Genomic DNA, 16,968 nt, shown 5'->3' on the forward strand with positions numbered 1-16,968 from the left:
CTCCGCCCCAGACCCCGCACATCCAGCCCGTCCGGCGCTTGAGGACATGCGGCCGAAGGTCGCATACGGGGGTCTGGGGGCTTGCCCCCAGTTACGGGAAGGGGCGGGGTGGGGGAACAAACCCCCAGCCCCGCCCCGCGAAACCCGTACCGCCGGCGCTACGTCGTGCGCCGACGCCGTCCGCCAGGACGCCGCTCGCTCGGGCGCGTCACATGCTCCCCCGCCTCCACCGCCGCATCCCGCCGCCGCGCGCCGAACTCCGCCAGCGCCTCCGCCAGCTTGTGCACCGACGGCTCCGGCGACAGGACGTCCACCCGAAGCCCGTGCTCCTCCGCGGTCTTCGCAGTCGCAGGACCGATGCACGCGATCACGGTCACGTTGTGCGGCTTGCCGGCAATGCCGACCAGGTTCCGCACCGTCGACGACGACGTGAAGAGCACGGCGTCGAAGCCGCCGCCCTTGATCGCCTCGCGCGTGTCCGCCGGCGGCGGCGACGCGCGCACGGTCCGGTAGGCCGTGACGTCGTCGACCTCCCAGCCGAGCTCGATCAGGCCCGCGACCAGCGTCTCGGTCGCGATGTCGGCCCGCGGCAGGAAGACCCGGTCGATCGGGTCGAAGACGGGGTCGTACGGCGGCCAGTCCTCGAGAAGACCGGCCGCTGACTGCTCACCGCTCGGCACAAGGTCCGGCTTCACGCCGAAGTCCACGAGCGAGGCCGCGGTCTGTTCCCCGACCGCCGCGACCTTGATTCCCGCAAAGGCCCGCGCGTCGAGCCCGTACTCCTCGAACTTCTCCCGTACCGCCTTCACGGCGTTGACCGAGGTGAAAGCGATCCACTCGTAGCGGCCCGTCACCAGGCCCTTGACCGCGCGCTCCATCTGCTGCGGCGTCCGCGGCGGTTCGACGGCGATCGTCGGAACCTCGTGCGGCACCGCGCCGTACGAACGAAGCTGGTCGGAGAGCGATGCCGCCTGCTCCTTGGTCCGCGGCACGAGCACCTTCCAGCCGAACAGCGGCTTGGACTCGAACCACGCGAGCTGGTCGCGCTGAGCAGCGGCACTGCGCTCACCGACCACGGCTATGACGGACTGGTGACCGTCCGGCGACGGCAGCACCTTCGCCTGCTTCAGGGTCTGGGCGATCGTGCCGAGCGTCGCGGTCCACGTCCGCTGCCGCGTCGTGGTCCCGGCGACGGTGACGGTCAGCGGGGTGTCGGGCTTGCGGCCCGCGGCCACCAGCTCGCCCGCCGCCGCGGCGACCGTCTCCAGCGTGGCGGAGACGACGACCGTGCCGTCGCTCGCGCCGACCTCGGTCCAGCAGCGTTCGCTGGCCGTACGGGCATCCACGAAGCGGACGTCCGCGCCCTGCGCGTCACGCAGCGGCACACCGGCGTACGCGGGCACGCCCACCGCGGTGGCGACACCCGGCACGACCTCGAAGGGAATCCCCTCCGCGGCGCACGCGAGCATCTCCTGACCTGCGTTTCCGTCCAGGCCCGGATCGCCGGTCACCGCACGGACGACCCGCTTGCCGCCGCGCGCTGCCTCCATGACAAGATTGGCCGCATCCCTGAGGACGGGGATCCCGGCGGCTGTTGACGCGTCGTCAACAACCGTCAGTTCAGGCGTGCTTACATTCGCCCGCGCATGGCTGCGTACGACGTCGAGCACATCCGGCTCGGCGATCAGTACATCCGCGCCCGCGAGCGCTTCGACGGCGCGCAGTGTCAGCAGTCCGGGGTCGCCGGGGCCGGCGCCGAGGAAAGTGACGTGCCCGTGTGCCGAGAACGTCGAGGATGCGTTGTTGGTGGGGCTGGTGGGGCTCAAAGTGCTCGCTCCCCCATAAGACCGGCCGCACCCTTGGCGAGCATCTCGGACGCGAGTTCGCGACCGAGCGCGATGGCGTCGCCGTGCGACGTGGGTACGGGACCGGTGGTGGACAGCTGCACCAGCGTGGAGCCGTCGGTCGTGCCGACGACGCCGCGCAGGCGCATTTCGGTGACAACCTGTCCGTCGGACAGCAGGTCGGCCAGCGCACCCACAGGTGCGGAGCAGCCGGCCTCCAGGGCGGCGAGCAGGGAACGCTCGGCGGTCACGGCGGCCCGGGTGTACGGGTCGTCGAGCTCGGCGAGCGCGGCGGCGAGGTCCGCGTTGACCGCGGCACACTCGATCGCCAGGGCCCCCTGGCCGGGGGCGGGCAGGACGAAGTCGACCGACAGGAAGTCGGTGGCCTCGTCGATCCTGCCGATGCGGATGAGCCCGGCCGCGGCAAGCACCACGGCGTCCAGCTCTCCACTGCGTACGTATCCGATCCGGGTATCGACATTGCCTCGGATCGGCACGGTCTCGATGCTCATGCCGTGCACGCGGGCGTACGCGTTGAGCTGTGCCATGCGACGCGGCGAACCGGTGCCGATCCGGGCGCCGTTCGGCAGCCGGTCGAAGGTCAGTCCGTCGCGTGCCACCAGCACGTCCCGCGGGTCCTCGCGCAGCGGCACGGCCGCCAGCGTCAGGTCGTCGGGCTGCGTGGTGGGCAGGTCCTTCAGGGAGTGGACGGCAAAGTCGACGTCACCCCGCAGCAGGGCGTCCCGCAGGGCGGTGACGAAGACCCCGGTGCCGCCGATCTGCGCGAGATGCTCACGGGAGGTGTCCCCGTACGTGGTGATCTCGACGAGCTCGACGGGACGCCCGGTCAACTGGCGCACCGCCTGAGCCACTTGCCCGGACTGGGCCATGGCCAGCTTGCTGCGCCTGGTCCCGAGCCTCAGTGCCCTCTCGGTCATACTCGCCCTCGATTCGGGTCATTCATGTCGGCCCGGCTGACGGAGGCGACCGTCTCCGGGTCGAGGTCGAAGAGTGTCCGCAGCGCGTCCGCGTACCCGGCGCCGCCGGGCTCGCTGGCCAGCTGCTTGACCCGCACGGTGGGCGCGTGCAGGAGCTTGTCGACGACGCGGCGCACGGTCTGGTTGATCTCGGCGCGCTGCTTCTCGTCGAGGCCGGTCAGCCGGCCTTCGAGACGCGCGATCTCACCGGCGACGACATCGGCGGCCATGGTACGCAGGGCGACGACGGTCGGGGTGATGTGCGCGGCGCGCTGGGCGGCACCGAAGGCGGCAACCTCGTCGGAGACTATGCCGCGCACCTTGTCCACGTCGGCGGCCATCGGGGCGTCGGCGGAGGCCTCGGCGAGGGACTCGATGTCGACGAGACGCACACCGGCGAGCCGGTGGACGGCGCCGTCGATGTCGCGAGGCATGGCGAGATCGAGCAGCGCGAGCCGTACGTCCCCGTTGACCCTCGCCCGGGCGCCGGAACCGGTGCGAATGCTCCGTCCCGCGTTGTCGACCCAGGCACCGTGCTGCGCAAGTTCGTCGGCGTGCGACTGGTCCAGCCCCACGGGACAGCTATCGGCGGGGGACTCCGGCCCGGCCGGCGTGTGCGGCGCCGCGTCCGTACCGGTGTTACTCACACCCGTGTCGCCGACCGCAGTCCCCGCGAGCGACGTGTCGGCCACGCGGCCGTCCCGCGCCGCGGCCGCGGCAAGCCGTGCCACCAGGCTGCCGTCCGGCGCACGCAGGTCGTCCTGCGCACCCGCGTCCGGCGCCGACGGCGCCACCGCGAGTGCCGCGGCGACCGACTCGGCCGTCAGGACGAGACCCGTCGCACCGGTGCACGACACCGCCACATCGGCACGTGTCAGCTCGTCGGCAAGGTCGGCCATGCGCACCGCGCGCGCGGAAACCCCGCCCGCCTCGCCCAGCACCGCGGCCAGTCGCTCCGCCCGCTCCAGCGTCCGGTTGGCGATGACGAGTTCACTTACACCCAGCCGCGCCAGCGTCGTCGCGGCCAGCGAGGACATCGAGCCCGCGCCGATCACGAGGACCCGCTTGTCCGCGGCCCAGTTCTCGATGTCCGCGCCGTCGGCCAGCTGCTCCAGGCCGAAGGTGACGAGCGACTGCCCGGCCCGGTCGATCCCGGTCTCGCTGTGTGCGCGCTTGCCGACGCGCAGCGCCTGCTGGAAGAGGTCGTTGATCAGGCGGCCCGCGGTGTGCAGCTCCTGGCCGAGCGCGAGGGCGTCCTTGATCTGCCCGAGGATCTGGCCCTCACCGACGACCATGGAGTCCAGGCCGCAGGCCACCGAGAAGAGGTGGTGGACGGCCCGGTCCTCGTAGTGCACGTACAGATAAGGGGTGAGCTCCTCGAGCCCGACCCCGCTGTGCTGCGCGAGCAGAGTGGACAGCTCGGCGACACCGGCGTGGAACTTTTCCACGTCCGCGTACAGCTCGATGCGGTTGCAGGTGGCCAGCACCGCCGCCTCGGCCGCGGGCTCCGCGGCCAGGGCGTCCTGGAGCAGCTTGATCTGCGTGTCGGAGGACAGCGATGCCCGCTCCAGCACGCTCACCGGCGCACTGCGGTGGCTCAGTCCGACGACCAGAAGGCTCATGCCGGCATCACGGCGGGCATGTCCCCGTCCGGTCCCTTCCGGCCTGCCGCGGCCTCGGCCTCCTCGCCGGCCTTCCGCTGCTCGTGGAAGGCGAGGATCTGCAGCTCGATCGAGAGGTCGACCTTGCGCACATCGACACCGTCGGGCACGGAGAGGACGGTGGGGGCGAAGTTGAGGATCGAGGTGACACCGGCGGCGATCAGGCGCTCGCACACCTGCTGCGCGGCACCGGCCGGCGTCGAGATGACGCCGATGGACACCCCGTTGTCGCTGATGATCTTCTCGAGCTCATCGGTGTGCTGGACCGGAATCCCGGCGACCGGCTTCCCGGCCATGGCGGGGTCCGCGTCGATGAGCGCGGCGACCCGGAAGCCACGGGAGGCGAACCCGCCGTAGTTGGCGAGCGCGGCGCCGAGGTTACCGATGCCGACGATGACAACCGGCCAGTCCTGCGTGAGGCCGAGCTCACGGGAGATCTGGTAGACGAGGTACTCCACGTCGTAGCCGACGCCCCGCGTCCCGTAGGAGCCGAGGTAGGAGAAGTCCTTGCGCAGCTTCGCGGAGTTGACCCCGGCTGCGGCCGCGAGCTCCTCGGAGGAGACCGTGGGTACGGACCGCTCGGACAGCGCGGTCAGGGCGCGCAGGTACAGCGGAAGTCGGGCGACGGTGGCCTCGGGGATTCCTCGGCTACGGGTCGCCGGTCGGTGATTTCGGCCAGTTGCCACGGTGCTCCTGCGGGATGAGCGAGGCTGCAGGCGGCCACACGTACAAGGACCGCCCCGTCGAATGCAGGCTATGTCTTTGTGAACGCGTGCACAAAGATGGTGTCCGGTTTGTCTGTGCAAAGTGACCGGGGTCACGCAATCCGGCCAACCGATCCTGGAACCGCGAACCACATCGATCCGTTCAAGACCCGAAGGGGGCAAAGCCGTACACACTCCTCACGAACACGCCCCCGAGACCGCTCTACTGTGCCCTGTCCGTGTCGCGCCCGGATAGAGCCGGGCCCGCCGGAGAACCCAGCAAAACGTCCACGATGGTAACGAACTTTCCGGTTTACGCCCCCAGCGCGCGGCGGAGCCGTCCGGCATCCACGCGCCAGAAGGTGTGCTGCTCCCCGTCCACCAGGACGACCGGAATCTGCTCCCAGTAGGCACGGTGCAGCGCCTCGTCCTGCGTGATGTCCTTCTCTTCCCAGGACGCGCCCGTCTCGGTGCACACCTCCTCGATCACCGACCGCGCATCGTCACAGAGATGACACCCCGGCTTCCCGATCAGCGTCACCACGCGCTCACCGGCCTTCTTCTTCGTACGCCGCAACACAGGACTCATGGAGCCATTCTCCGCCCGCGTGAGCGCCGTGCGTCCCACATGCCCTACGCAACGAATCGCCCGTTTAACAGGGCGGTCGCGGAGTGTTCACGCCATGGCATCCCAGCATGTCGGGAAGTACCGAACAGACTGGCTATGCTCACGACATGGCCGCACTGGGATGGCTCACCCCCCGTAGGCGCTCCGCCACAGCACGGAGCGTGCTCGCAGGCGAGGCAGCAGCCGAGGCAGCGCGCAAGTCGTCACAGCAGTTCGAGGCGCTCGACGCACTCGAAGCGAAGGACGGCACTGCCCCGGCCGCCGAACCGGAATTCCCCGTCGCAGGGGACGACCGGGCCGCCGCCTTCTTCGACCTCGACAACACCGTGATGCAGGGCGCCGCGATCTTCCACTTCGGCCGCGGCCTGTACAAGCGGAAGTTCTTCCAGCGCCGCGAACTGGCCCGGTTCGCCTGGCAGCAGACGTGGTTCCGCCTCGCAGGCGTCGAGGACCCGGAACATATGCAGGACGTCCGCGAGTCCGCCCTGTCCATCGTGAAGGGCCACCGCGTCTCCGAACTGATGTCGATCGGCGAGGAGATCTACGACGAGTACATGGCCGACCGCATCTGGCCCGGCACCCGCGCACTCGCCCAGGCGCACCTCGACGCGGGCCAGAAGGTATGGCTGGTGACCGCGGCCCCGGTGGAGACCGCGACGATCATCGCCCGCCGCCTCGGCCTGACCGGCGCACTCGGCACCGTCGCCGAGTCCGTGGACGGCGTGTACACCGGCAGGCTGGTCGGCGAACCGCTGCACGGGCCCGCCAAGGCCGAGGCCGTACGCGCGCTGGCGCACGCCGAGGGCCTGGACCTGACCCGCTGCGCGGCGTACAGCGACTCGCACAACGACATCCCCATGCTGTCGCTGGTGGGGCATCCGTACGCCATCAACCCGGACACCAAGCTGCGCAAGCACGCGCGCGCCCGCGAATGGCGGCTGCGCGACTACCGGACGGGCCGCAAGGCGGCCAAGGTCGGCATCCCGGCCGCGGCCGGCGTGGGCGCCATCGCGGGCGGCACCGCTGCCGCCGTCGCCCTGCACCGCCGCCGCCGCTGACGCGTATCCGTCCGGTTACCCGCACGACACGGGCGGCGCGCCCACGGGCATTCCGAGGGTCTTACCCAGGCGCGCCCCCGGCCAGTCATGTTCCTGCGGCACGGGCACAACGCACCGCCCGACACGACAGATCGTGACGCAATTCGATCAACAAGCGTTCACAATCTGCTACTTGATCCGTCGCCAATGCGTAACAGAAGCGACGGAAACGATGATTTGAGCAACTGGGTGTAGCGCTGCCTGTACGAAGCGTTATTCTCCTCAGACGCATGACGGACCCCACCAGTCCCCACGACGGGTGAACGGTCCCGCACTGCACGTGATGGAAGCTCTGCCTCTGGGAGTCCCGTGTACCCACACGTCGGGGTTGACGCCTCGGGCCTGGCTACGCTGCGCGCAACGGTCCTCGACCACTTGCGCGGCTTCGTCCCCACCGCGTACGCCGTCCCCGCATTCGCCATGCCCCGCCTTGCCGTCAGCGGCCCTGCCGCCCCCTGCTACGCCCTGGCCGACGGCCGCGCGGCGGTTGGCAGACGGGGCAGCCGGGGCAGCTCCGGCGCCTCGACCACCGCCCGCCGGCCCAGTGCCGACAGTGACAGCGCACGCATGATGGAACTGGTCGAGCGCGCCCAGGCGGGCGAAGCCGACGCCTTCGGCCGTCTGTACGACCAGTACAGCGACACCGTCTACCGCTACATCTACTACCGGGTCGGCGGGAAGGCGACGGCGGAGGACCTCACCAGCGAGACCTTCCTGCGCGCCTTACGCCGTATCTCCACCTTCACCTGGCAGGGCCGTGACTTCGGCGCCTGGCTGGTCACGATCGCCCGCAATCTGGTGGCCGACCACTTCAAGTCCAGCCGCTTCCGGCTGGAGGTCACCACCGGCGAAATGCTCGACGCCAACGAAGTCGAGCGCAGCCCCGAGGACTCCGTCCTGGAGTCCCTGTCGAACGCCGCACTGCTGGAAGCCGTCCGCAAGCTCAACCCCCAGCAGCAGGAGTGCGTGACTCTGCGCTTCCTGCAGGGCCTCTCGGTCGCCGAGACGGCCAGGGTCATGGGCAAGAACGAGGGTGCGATCAAAACGCTCCAGTATCGGGCGGTTCGCACCCTGGCCCGGCTACTCCCCGACGACGCCCGCTGACCGACCTCAACTCACAATCGGTGACGCCTCGATGACGCACTGGTCCGATCATCTTTCGCGCGTAACCCAAGTGCCGCGACGCTCGTTGTGCGGGATGCAGGCTCCCTGTGGTCACGCTATGCCCGCAGCCACTCACTCGAAAGTGTGGATGTGCTCAAGGCATGCAACCTTCCAGACCCCCAGGGGAGTCGATGGTCATGACGAGAGGAGGTGCCGCCAGTGATCGCGAATGTATCGGCGCACCGGCGGGCGAACGCCTTCGCCCAGGCCTTGGAAGATCAGGCGGCCGAGCAGCCCGAGGAATCGGTCGAACCGACCGAGCACGGACGGCTGTTGGCTCTGGCGAACGGTCTCGGCGAGCTGCCGAAACCGGAGATGGATCCTGAGGCCAAAGTGGTGCAGCGAGCACAGCTCGTTGCCGCCATGGAAGAGATGTTCGCCTCGGGAGGTGCGTCCTCGGGTCCTACGGTGCCCGAGCAGCGCACCGGCCGCGGCGCCCATCGCGCCTCCCCACTCCGGAAATTGCGACCGCGCTCCCGCTGGTCGAAGGGCCTCGCGGCCGGCGGTCTGACCGTCGGAGTCGCCGCGGGAGCCTTCGGCGGGGTGGCGGCTGCCAGTTCCGGCGCCCTGCCCGGTGACTCGCTCTACGGGCTGAAGCGCGGGATGGAAGATTTCAAGCTCGGCATGGCGGACGAGGACTCCGACCGTGGCGAGATCTACCTCGACCAGGCGTCCACCCGCCTGAGCGAGGCCCGTCGCCTCATGGAGCGCGGCCGCGCGGGCGACATGGACCACGAGTCACTGGGCGAGGTCCGCCGCGCGCTCAACGGCATGCGGCACGACGCCAGCGAGGGACACCGCCTGCTGTACGCGGTGTACGCACGGGACGGCTCGCTGGGCCCGATGGCGACGCTCGACTCGTTCGCCAGGTCCCACCGCGACGCGTGGAACGGCCTGCGCGACCGGCTGCCCGCCCAGCTGACCGACGTCGGCGACGAGGTGAACAACGTCTTCGACGCCATAGACGAAGAGGTCGGCCCGCTGGAATCGGTGCTGCCCCGTCCTCCGGAGAAGGGCCGCGGCTCCCAGCAGTCCGGCTCCACACAGGACTCGGGACGCACCTCTGGCCCGGGGCGTACGTCACCGTCCTCACCGGGCGCAGGCGTCGCCCGACCGGGAGACAGTCCCCACCCCTCGGGCTCGGGCACCACGGCGGACGAGGGCCTGCTCGGCGGGAACACGGGCGGCCTGTTCGATCCCCCGGCGACGGGCGCTTCGCCGTCACCCTCCGCCAACAGCTCGACGGCACCACATGCGGATGTGACGATCCCGCCGCTACTGCCGGGGATCCTGCCGGGCTTCGGCTTCGACAGCGAGGACGAGCACTAGCAGTCCCGTGCATGCGCGAGCGGCCGCTCCCAGACGGGGGCGACCGCTCGCGCGTGCAACTGTCAGAACGTGTGCACCTGTCAGAAGAAGACCGAGCGGCGCTGCACCAGCAGCTTGTACAACGTGTGCTGGATCTGCTCCCGCACCTGATCCGTCAGGTTGAACATCAGCATCGGATCCTCCGCCGCCTCCGGCGGATACCCGTCCGTCGGAATCGGCTCGCCGAACTGAATCGTCCACTTCGTCGGCAGCGGCACCGCCCCCAGCGGCCCCAGCCACGGAAACGTCGGCGTGATCGGAAAGTACGGGAACCCGAGCAGCCGCGCCAGAGTCTTCGCGTTGCCGATCATCGGGTAGATCTCCTCCGCCCCGACGATCGAGCACGGCACAATCGGCGCCCCCGCCCGCAGCGCCGTCGACACGAACCCGCCGCGCCCGAACCGCTGAAGCTTGTAGCGGTCGCTGAAGGGCTTACCGATGCCCTTGAAGCCCTCCGGCATCACCCCGACGACCTCGCCGCGCTGGAGCAGCCGTTCGGCGTCCTCCGCGCACGCGAGCGTGTGCCCGGCCTTGCGAGCGAGCTCGTTGACCACGGGCAGCATGAAGACCAGGTCGGCAGCGAGCAGTCGCAGATGCCGGTTCGCCGGATGGTTGTCGTGGACGGCGACCTGCATCATCAGCCCGTCCAGCGGAAGCGTCCCCGAGTGGTTGGCCACCACCAGCGCCCCGCCGTGGGACGGGATGTTCTCGATGCCCTTCACCTCGACCCGGAAGTACTTCTCGTACAGCGGCCGGACCATCGACATCAGGACCTGGTCGGTGAGTTCCTTGTCGTAACCGAACTCGTCGACCTCGTAGTCACCGGTGATCCGCCGGCGCAGAAACGCCAGCCCGCCCGCGACACGCCGCTCCCAGCCGCCGCCGGCGCCCACCGGCTCCGGGATGACCCCAGGCGCCTGGCCGGGCGTCTCGGAGGCCCTCAGCACCCCCTGATGCCCCGGCAGAGGGCTGACCGGAACCTCGCGTACCGGCGCGGGCTCGGCCTTCCGGCGGCCCCCCGCAGGGCGCCGCCGTGCCGCGCGCTGAGCGCCGGCGCGCGAACGGTCGTCGTCGAACGGAATGACCTTGGCGTCCGCCATTGTTGGCTGCGCTCCTTATTCGGCGTCGCTCTGAGTCGGCTGAGTGGTCTGAGTCGGCTGCGTCGTCTTCGTGGCCTTCGTACGCGCACCGCCCACAAAGGGCAGTGCCGCCGCCACCTGGTCCACAGCCTTTGCCAGGGTTTCCGGCGGCAGCAGCCCCGGACCTCGGCTGCGAGCGAAGTCCGCGAACGTCTCCGCGGTCGAGTACCTCGGGTTGAAGCCCAGTGTCTCGCGCATCTGGTCGGTGCTCACCACCCGGCCATGGGTGAGCAGCCGGATCTGCTCGGGCGAGAAGTCAGTGACGCCGACCGTACGCAGCGCGGAACCGACCCAGGTGACCGTGGGCAGCAGCACCGGCATCGTCGGCCGCCCCAGCCGGCGCGAGCACTGCGAGAGCAGCAGCACGCCGTCGCCCGCGACATTGAACGTGCCGCTGTTGAGCGTGCCGCGCCGCGGCTCGTGCAGGGCGATCCGCAGCACGTCGATCACATCGTCCTCGTGGACGAACTGCAGCCGCGGGTCGTAACCGAAGACGGTCGGCATGACAGGCAGCGAGAAGAACTCGGCGAGCGGGGAGTCGGCGCACGGCCCGAGGATGTTCGCGAAGCGCAGTACGCAGACCGCCACATCGGGCCGCCGCCGCGCGAATCCGCGCACGTACCCCTCGACCTCCACCGCGTCCTTCGCGAAGCCGCCGCTCGGCAGGGACTTGGGCGGGGTGGTCTCGGTGAAGACCGCAGGATCGCGGGGAGCCGAGCCGTACACGCTCGTACTGGACTTGATCACCAGCCGCTTGACGGTCGGCGACTTCTGGCAGGCACCGAGCAGTTGCATGGTGCCGATGACATTGGTCTCCTTGACCGTCGTCCGGCCGCCGGCACCCAGTGGCGTACCCGTGACGTCCATATGGACGACCGTGTCGACGCCGTGCTCGGCCAGTACGCGCCCTATCGCGGGCTGGCGGATGTCCGCGCGGACGAAATCGGCCCCGCCGAGATGATGCTCGGGCCCCACAGCATCGACGCCGATCACCCGGTCCACCTCGGGATCCCGCTGGATACGCCGTACGAGACGGCCTCCGAGCTGCCGGGCCACTCCGGTGACGAGCACGACCTTCCCCAAGATCAGCGCCTTTCCCATAGGTCCGCGGTCCGCCAAGGCCCGCACAGGTCCACTCTCACGCGTCACCGTAGCGGTTCGGTGTTGCGCTGTGATGACCTCACGACGCACTTTCGCCACCGGGCCGAAAACGCACCGCGGCCCTCCCACCTTGCTGGTGGGAGGGCCGCGGCAACACGAACAGCTATCGCTTACTTCTTGTTACGACGCTGGACGCGGGTGCGCTTGAGCAGCTTGCGGTGCTTCTTCTTAGCCATCCGCTTACGCCGCTTCTTGATAACAGAGCCCACGACTACCCTCGCTCACTTCTCTTCACTCGGTGCGGGGCGTCTGGGCCCACACGACCTACGTCGGCCTAGCCTACCCGCCAGAGCTCCGAGCCTGTAATCCGAGGGGAACCGGCCGGCCCCCACTACGCGGATTCCACCCCCACGAAGGATTCGCGGAGGTACTCGTGAACTGCTTGCTCCGGAACCCGGAAGGACCTTCCCACCCGGATCGCCGGCAGATGACCGCTGTGCACCAAGCGGTACACGGTCATCTTCGACACTCGCATTACCGAGGCGACTTCCGCCACGGTAAGAAACTTGACCTCGTTGAGAGGCCTCTCGCTGCCAGCAGCCATGACCCACCTGTACCTTCCGCACACGACGCACACCGGCTTCCCCTCCGGTGACTCTTCGTCGCTGTGCGCTCACTCCCCAGACTAGGGGCGGGTGATGCGAGTGGGGAAGAGGAGCAGCCATCGGCCGCCTACTGTGACAGACACGCTCGATTGAGTACATAGCGAGTCAGCGGTCGGTAGTAATCAGACCGCACAGCGTCATCAAGCGGAACGGCGACGGACACCCGCCCCTCGGCCTCGCCGACGAACAGGGCCGGATCGTCCGTATCGGCGAGACCGATGGCCTCAATCCCCAGCTGACCTGCCCCGCAGACCCAGCCATGGTCTCCGACGACCAGCTCGGGCAGCGGCCCGCCGCCCTGCATGACGCCCTCCAGGGCTGCCCGAACCGGGAGTGGTGAGTGGGTGTGTGCGCCGGTCTCACTTCCGGCGCCCCGTGCGCCGGGTTCCCGCACCAGCGCGACTCCTCGTACGTACTGAAGGTTGTACGTGCGTACGCCGAACCGGGTCGTTATGTCGACACATCGCCCCTGCGCCGGGGTGAGGACTTCGCACCCCACTGCCGACAAAGCGTCTGCCAGCCCGGCGTAGAACCCGAGCAGGCGATGCGGATGCCCGGTCCCGATCAACACGGCCCCACGCCGAGCGGCCACCGCGCCGAGCCGCTCGGCGAAGGCGGCGAGCGCGCTCAGCGTCCGCTCGGGATCAATGACATCGGGCCCGGCGACATGCCCGGGGTCGTCGGAGACCCCGCACTTGTCGGCCATCAGCGCGATCAAGTCCCGCTCGCCCCAGTTCCATTCGGGATCGAGCCCGAGGGTGACACGAGGATCCCGGGCGGCGAAGAGCCGGTAACTGCGCAGACTCTCCTCCCGCGACGTGGCCACGGGCCCGGCCAACCGAGCGGCCAAGAGATGCGCACGCAGCGCTCCGGTACTCAACACGCGGTTGATGCTGCCGCAGCCGGAAGAATCCCGGGCCAAAAGGCGGAATACCCCGCACAGTTGGCGTAATGGCTACGGATGGGGCGGGTGCGTGGCGAAATATGACCGCGGCGGATGCGGTCGGGGGACGGAGCCGCCGCTCGCCCGCCCGGAGGGGCGGCGCGAAGCTGCCGCCCCGGCCTGGAGTGGGACGTGCCGTCGCCCGCCTGATCGGGCGGCGTGTAGCTTCCGCCCGGGCCGGGAAGGATGGTGCCGTCGCCCGCCTCATTGGGCGGCGCGAAGCTGCCGCCCTCCGCCCGGGGCGTGGGGGTACCACGTACCCCCGCTGCTCATGGGCGGGGTACGGGGCGGAGCCCCGGTTCGGGAAGGGGCGGGTAGGGGAAAGGCCCCGCGCAGCGGCCCCGCCAGCCACCGCACCGCCCGCCACGGCCCCGCCCACCAGCGCACCGGCAGCCACCGCACCGCCCGCCACGGCCCGGCCCGGCCCCGCAGCGACCCGCGCCGCCTACGCCAACAACCCCCGCAACGGAAACACCGCTCGCCTCGTCGCCAGCACCGCCTGGTCCAGCCGGTCCGCCGGGTCGTACCCCGACTCCCACTCCCGCCACCGCGGCGTACGCCCATCCGTCATCCGCCCCGGCCCCAGCTGCCGCGTCCGCGCGTACACCTCGTCCCGCCACGACGACGGGATCACCGACTCCGGATCCACCGGCGCATGCCCCGCGATCCCCACCAAGTGCGTCCACGAGCGGGGTACGACATCCACCACCGCGTACCCGCCCCCACCGAGCGCCAGCCACCGCCCGCCTTCAACCCACTCGTGGGCCAGCGCGTGACACGACTCCTGCACGATCCGCTGCGCATCCAGCGACACAGCCAGATGCGCCAGCGGATCCTCGAAGTGCGTATCGGCCCCGTGCTGCGTCACCAGCACCTGCGGCCGGAAGTCCGCCAAAAGCTCCGGCACCACTGCGTGAAACGCCCGCAGCCACCCCTCGTCCCCCGTCCCCGCAGGCAGGGCCACATTCACCGCACTGCCCTCACCCGCCCCCGGCGCCCCGGTCTCCTCCGGCCACCCGGTCCCCGGGAACAGCATCCGCGGATGCTCGTGCAGCGAGATCGTGAGCACCCGCGGGTCATCCCAGAACGCCGCCTGCACCCCGTCCCCGTGATGCACGTCCACGTCCACGTACGCGACCCGCTCCGCCCCCAGCTCCAGCAGCCGCGCGATCGCCAGCGACGCGTCGTTGTACACACAGAACCCCGACGCCGACCCCGGCATCGCGTGATGCAGCCCGCCCGCGAAGTTCACCGCGTGCGTCGCCTCCCCGCGCCACACCGCCTCCGCAGCCCCGACCGACTGCCCCGCGATCAGCGCCGACGCCTCATGCATACCGACGAACGCCGGGTCGTCCATCGTCCCCAGCCCGTACGACTGATCAGCCATCCGCGGATCGGCCGACGCAGCCCGCACCGCCGCGACGTAGTCCTCGCGGTGTACGAGTCTCAGCGTCGAGTCCCCGGCGGGCTTCGCGGACACCACATCGACGACGCGATCCAGCCCGTACGCCCGCACCAACCCCATGGTCAGCGCAAGCCGCACCGGATCCATCGGATGGCTGTCCCCGAAGTCATACTTCGTTACCGCCTCGTCCCACATCAACAACCCGCGGCCGCTCATGCACGCCACCGTATCCGGCCGGTTCCGCCCCGAACGACCGGGCGTACCGCAAGGTCACCAGCACCAGCACCATCGGCACGACCATCGCCCACCGATAGCTCCACGCGTCCCCGAGCGCCCCCACCAACGGCGAACCGACCAGAAACCCCACGTAGTTGAAGACATTGAGCCGCGCCACCGCCGCGTCGCTCGCCCCCGGATCGCCGCTCTCCACAGCCCGCCGCCCGGCCGCCGCAAACGTCTGCGGCACGATCACACACAGCCCGAGCCCGAGCATCGTGAACCCGAGAATCCCCACCCAGGCCCCCGGCGCCACGGCCACCACCCCGAACCCGGCCGCCGCGAGCACGGTCCCGCACCGCACCACAGCCACCGCCCCGAACCGCCGCACCCCCAGATCCCCGACAGCCCGCCCGAGCAGCGTCGTGACCATATAGGCGTTGTACGGAACGGTCGCGAGCTCCTCCGAGCTGCCCAGCACGTCCTGCAGATACTTCGCGCTCCAGTTGGAGACCGTCGAGTCCCCGATGTACGCGAAGGTCATCACCAAGCAGAGCGGCAGCAGCAGCGTGAACGCGACCCCCGTCCGCTTCCCCGCGTCCTGGGCCTCGACCGGAGCAGCCCGCTCCCCGTCCGCGTACCACCGGCTCCCGATCAGCGCCGCCGGCAGCAGCACCGCCGCCACCGGCAGATACCACACGAGCAGCGACAGATGCCAGTGCGCCCCGACCCATGCGAGCGAGGCGCCCGCGATCCCGCCCAGGCTGTACGTGGCGTGGAAGCCGAGCATGATGCTGCGTCCGTAAGCCCGCTGCAGGCTCACCCCGAGCATGTTCATGGACGCGTCCAGCGCCCCAACCGCCAGGCCGAACACCCCGAGCGCGAGCGCCGCCTGCCATATCTCGTCGCCCGCGGCGACCCCGAGCAGCGCCAGCAGCACGACCGGCTGCGCCCACCGGAGCACCACACTCGGCCGGACCCGCCTCACCAGCCGCTCGGTGACCACACTCGCCACCCCGGCGAGCACCGGCACCGCCGCAAGGAAGGCGGGCAGCAGCCCGTCGGATATCCCGTACCGGTCCTGGATCGCCGGTATGCGCGTCACGAGCAGCGCGAAGGCCACTCCCTGCGCGAAAAAGCTCAACGCCAAGGAGGCACGCCCGTGCCGCAACCGCGCATCTGTCATGGCCGCACAGCGTAGGCCGCTCGTCTACCCATGGGTAGATCGATCACGTAAGCAATGCGGGCAGCTCCGCCATCTCCCCGAAGTAGCCCTTGGCGCCCGCCAGCTGCTCGGCCGCGGTCATCGCCGTGAACCCGTACACATCCATCCCGGCCGCCCTGGCCGCCGCCACCCCGAGCCGACTGTCCTCCACGACGACGCACCGCTCCGGCGCGACCCCCATCCGCTCGGCGGCATGCAGAAACAGATCCGGCGCCGGCTTCCCCCGCCCCACATCCTGCGCACTGAAGACCGTCCCGTCCTCGAACCACCGGTCCAGCCCGGTCTTGCGATGCCCGACCCGGATCCGCTCATGGCTCCCGGACGACGCGACGCAGTACGGCACCGAGTCCGCGACCAGCTTCTCCAGCACCTCCGTCACACCGTCAACGGCGACCAACTCCCGCTCGAAGGCGGCAAAGACGCGAGCATGCAGGGTCTCGTCGAAATCCGCGGGCAGAGTCCGCCCGGTCCGCTCCATGACGAGGTCGTGTATGCGATGCACGGCGGCCCCCATGTAGTCCCGCAGGGAGTCCTCGTACGAGGTGGGGAACCCCAGCTCGGTCAGATACCCGGCGAGGATGGTGTTGGAGATCGGCTCACTGTCGACGAGCACACCGTCGTTGTCGAAGATGACGAGGTCATAGCGCATGCCCTCCAGCCTAGGAGGGTCCCGCGCCTGACGCACAACGCAAAAATGCCTCAACCCCCGGACAGAGTCCGGGGGTTGAGGCTAAAAATTGTTCGGCGGCGTCCTACTCTCCCACAGGGTCCCCCCTGCAGTACCATCGGCGCTGAAAGGCTTAGCTTCCGGGTTCGGAATGTAACCGGGCG

General features: G+C 69.9%; 16 protein-coding genes and 1 rRNA gene. 3 read left to right on the forward strand and 14 right to left on the reverse strand.

The window, feature by feature from the left end; translation table 11 throughout:
* Positions 1–158: 158 nt before the first annotated feature.
* From ABZS64_RS35505 to ABZS64_RS35525, 5 genes are all read right to left on the reverse strand, one after another.
* Complete coding sequence (locus tag ABZS64_RS35505) at positions 159–1,826, reverse strand: bifunctional uroporphyrinogen-III C-methyltransferase/uroporphyrinogen-III synthase (RefSeq protein WP_355838660.1); 1,668 nt, start codon at positions 1,824–1,826, stop codon at positions 159–161.
* Positions 1,823–2,782 (reverse strand): hydroxymethylbilane synthase, encoded by a 960-nt coding sequence (hemC, locus tag ABZS64_RS35510; protein ID WP_355838663.1) that lies wholly within the window; start codon positions 2,780–2,782, stop codon positions 1,823–1,825. Before hemC ends, ABZS64_RS35505 begins: the two co-directional genes overlap by 4 nt.
* Positions 2,779–4,443 (reverse strand): glutamyl-tRNA reductase, encoded by a 1,665-nt coding sequence (locus tag ABZS64_RS35515; RefSeq protein WP_355838666.1) that lies wholly within the window; start codon positions 4,441–4,443, stop codon positions 2,779–2,781. Before ABZS64_RS35515 ends, hemC begins: the two co-directional genes overlap by 4 nt.
* On the reverse strand, positions 4,440–5,168 hold the full coding sequence (locus ABZS64_RS35520; RefSeq protein WP_355838669.1) for a redox-sensing transcriptional repressor Rex: 729 nt from the start codon (positions 5,166–5,168) through the stop codon (positions 4,440–4,442). Before ABZS64_RS35520 ends, ABZS64_RS35515 begins: the two co-directional genes overlap by 4 nt.
* A gap of 331 nt (positions 5,169–5,499) precedes the next feature.
* Positions 5,500–5,775, reverse strand: a complete 276-nt coding sequence (locus ABZS64_RS35525) for a glutaredoxin family protein (protein WP_355838672.1) — start codon at positions 5,773–5,775, stop codon at positions 5,500–5,502.
* A gap of 146 nt (positions 5,776–5,921) precedes the next feature.
* On the opposite strand from ABZS64_RS35525, the gene ABZS64_RS35530 reads away from it, so the two are divergent.
* The 3 genes from ABZS64_RS35530 (at position 5,922) to ABZS64_RS35540 (ending at position 9,404) form a co-directional block, all read left to right on the forward strand.
* Entirely contained in the window at positions 5,922–6,872 is a 951-nt protein-coding gene (locus ABZS64_RS35530) for an HAD-IB family hydrolase (protein WP_355838675.1), read from the forward strand.
* A gap of 348 nt (positions 6,873–7,220) precedes the next feature.
* On the forward strand, positions 7,221–8,015 hold the full coding sequence (locus ABZS64_RS35535; RefSeq protein WP_355838678.1) for an ECF subfamily RNA polymerase sigma factor, BldN family: 795 nt from the start codon (positions 7,221–7,223) through the stop codon (positions 8,013–8,015).
* Positions 8,016–8,234: 219 nt separating this feature from the next.
* Positions 8,235–9,404 carry a DUF5667 domain-containing protein gene (locus tag ABZS64_RS35540; protein ID WP_355838681.1) on the forward strand — a complete coding sequence of 390 codons (1,170 nt, stop codon included), beginning with the start codon at positions 8,235–8,237 and terminating at the stop codon, positions 9,402–9,404.
* Between the two features lie 80 nt (positions 9,405–9,484).
* Here the strand turns inward: ABZS64_RS35540 and ABZS64_RS35545 are convergent, their stop codons facing one another.
* The 9 genes from ABZS64_RS35545 to rrf form a co-directional block, all read right to left on the reverse strand.
* Positions 9,485–10,543, reverse strand: a complete 1,059-nt coding sequence (locus ABZS64_RS35545) for a lysophospholipid acyltransferase family protein (RefSeq protein WP_355838684.1) — start codon at positions 10,541–10,543, stop codon at positions 9,485–9,487.
* 15 nt (positions 10,544–10,558) lie between these two features.
* Complete coding sequence (locus tag ABZS64_RS35550; protein WP_355838687.1) at positions 10,559–11,665, reverse strand: NAD-dependent epimerase/dehydratase family protein; 1,107 nt, start codon at positions 11,663–11,665, stop codon at positions 10,559–10,561.
* Between the two features lie 188 nt (positions 11,666–11,853).
* Positions 11,854–11,952: an AURKAIP1/COX24 domain-containing protein gene (locus tag ABZS64_RS35555; protein ID WP_003948845.1), complete on the reverse strand. Its 99-nt coding sequence runs from the start codon at positions 11,950–11,952 to the stop codon at positions 11,854–11,856.
* Positions 11,953–12,074: 122 nt separating this feature from the next.
* On the reverse strand, positions 12,075–12,287 hold the full coding sequence (locus tag ABZS64_RS35560; protein WP_014046653.1) for a helix-turn-helix domain-containing protein: 213 nt from the start codon (positions 12,285–12,287) through the stop codon (positions 12,075–12,077).
* A 128-nt stretch (positions 12,288–12,415) separates the two neighbouring features.
* Complete coding sequence (locus ABZS64_RS35565) at positions 12,416–13,231, reverse strand: phosphatase (RefSeq protein ID WP_355838690.1); 816 nt, start codon at positions 13,229–13,231, stop codon at positions 12,416–12,418.
* 505 nt (positions 13,232–13,736) lie between these two features.
* Positions 13,737–14,912, reverse strand: a complete 1,176-nt coding sequence (locus ABZS64_RS35570; protein WP_355838693.1) for an acetoin utilization protein AcuC — start codon at positions 14,910–14,912, stop codon at positions 13,737–13,739.
* The gene (locus ABZS64_RS35575) at positions 14,863–16,098 is read right to left on the reverse strand and encodes an MFS transporter (RefSeq protein WP_355838696.1); all 1,236 of its coding nucleotides are present in this window, start codon (positions 16,096–16,098) and stop codon (positions 14,863–14,865) included. The genes ABZS64_RS35570 and ABZS64_RS35575 overlap by 50 nt, the downstream gene beginning before the upstream one ends.
* A gap of 43 nt (positions 16,099–16,141) precedes the next feature.
* Positions 16,142–16,786: an HAD family hydrolase gene (locus tag ABZS64_RS35580; RefSeq protein ID WP_355838699.1), complete on the reverse strand. Its 645-nt coding sequence runs from the start codon at positions 16,784–16,786 to the stop codon at positions 16,142–16,144.
* Between the two features lie 90 nt (positions 16,787–16,876).
* Positions 16,877–16,968: ribosomal RNA gene (gene rrf, locus ABZS64_RS35585) — 5S ribosomal RNA — on the reverse strand; the annotation flags it as partial.

Source organism: Streptomyces sp. NPDC005408 (genome assembly GCF_040606445.1).
In the GTDB taxonomy this organism is placed as follows: domain Bacteria; phylum Actinomycetota; class Actinomycetes; order Streptomycetales; family Streptomycetaceae; genus Streptomyces.

Coding starts and splice junctions, on each gene's coding strand:
- hemC (WP_355838663.1), bottom strand. CDS start 2,782: ATGACCGAGAGGGCACTGAGGCTCGGGACCAGGCGCAGCAAGCTGGCC.
- ABZS64_RS35515 (WP_355838666.1), bottom strand. CDS start 4,443: ATGAGCCTTCTGGTCGTCGGACTGAGCCACCGCAGTGCGCCGGTGAGC.
- ABZS64_RS35525 (WP_355838672.1), bottom strand. CDS start 5,775: ATGAGTCCTGTGTTGCGGCGTACGAAGAAGAAGGCCGGTGAGCGCGTG.
- ABZS64_RS35530 (WP_355838675.1), top strand. CDS start 5,922: ATGGCCGCACTGGGATGGCTCACCCCCCGTAGGCGCTCCGCCACAGCA.
- ABZS64_RS35545 (WP_355838684.1), bottom strand. CDS start 10,543: ATGGCGGACGCCAAGGTCATTCCGTTCGACGACGACCGTTCGCGCGCC.
- ABZS64_RS35560 (WP_014046653.1), bottom strand. CDS start 12,287: ATGGCTGCTGGCAGCGAGAGGCCTCTCAACGAGGTCAAGTTTCTTACC.
- ABZS64_RS35570 (WP_355838693.1), bottom strand. CDS start 14,912: ATGAGCGGCCGCGGGTTGTTGATGTGGGACGAGGCGGTAACGAAGTAT.
- ABZS64_RS35575 (WP_355838696.1), bottom strand. CDS start 16,098: ATGACAGATGCGCGGTTGCGGCACGGGCGTGCCTCCTTGGCGTTGAGC.
- ABZS64_RS35580 (WP_355838699.1), bottom strand. CDS start 16,786: ATGCGCTATGACCTCGTCATCTTCGACAACGACGGTGTGCTCGTCGAC.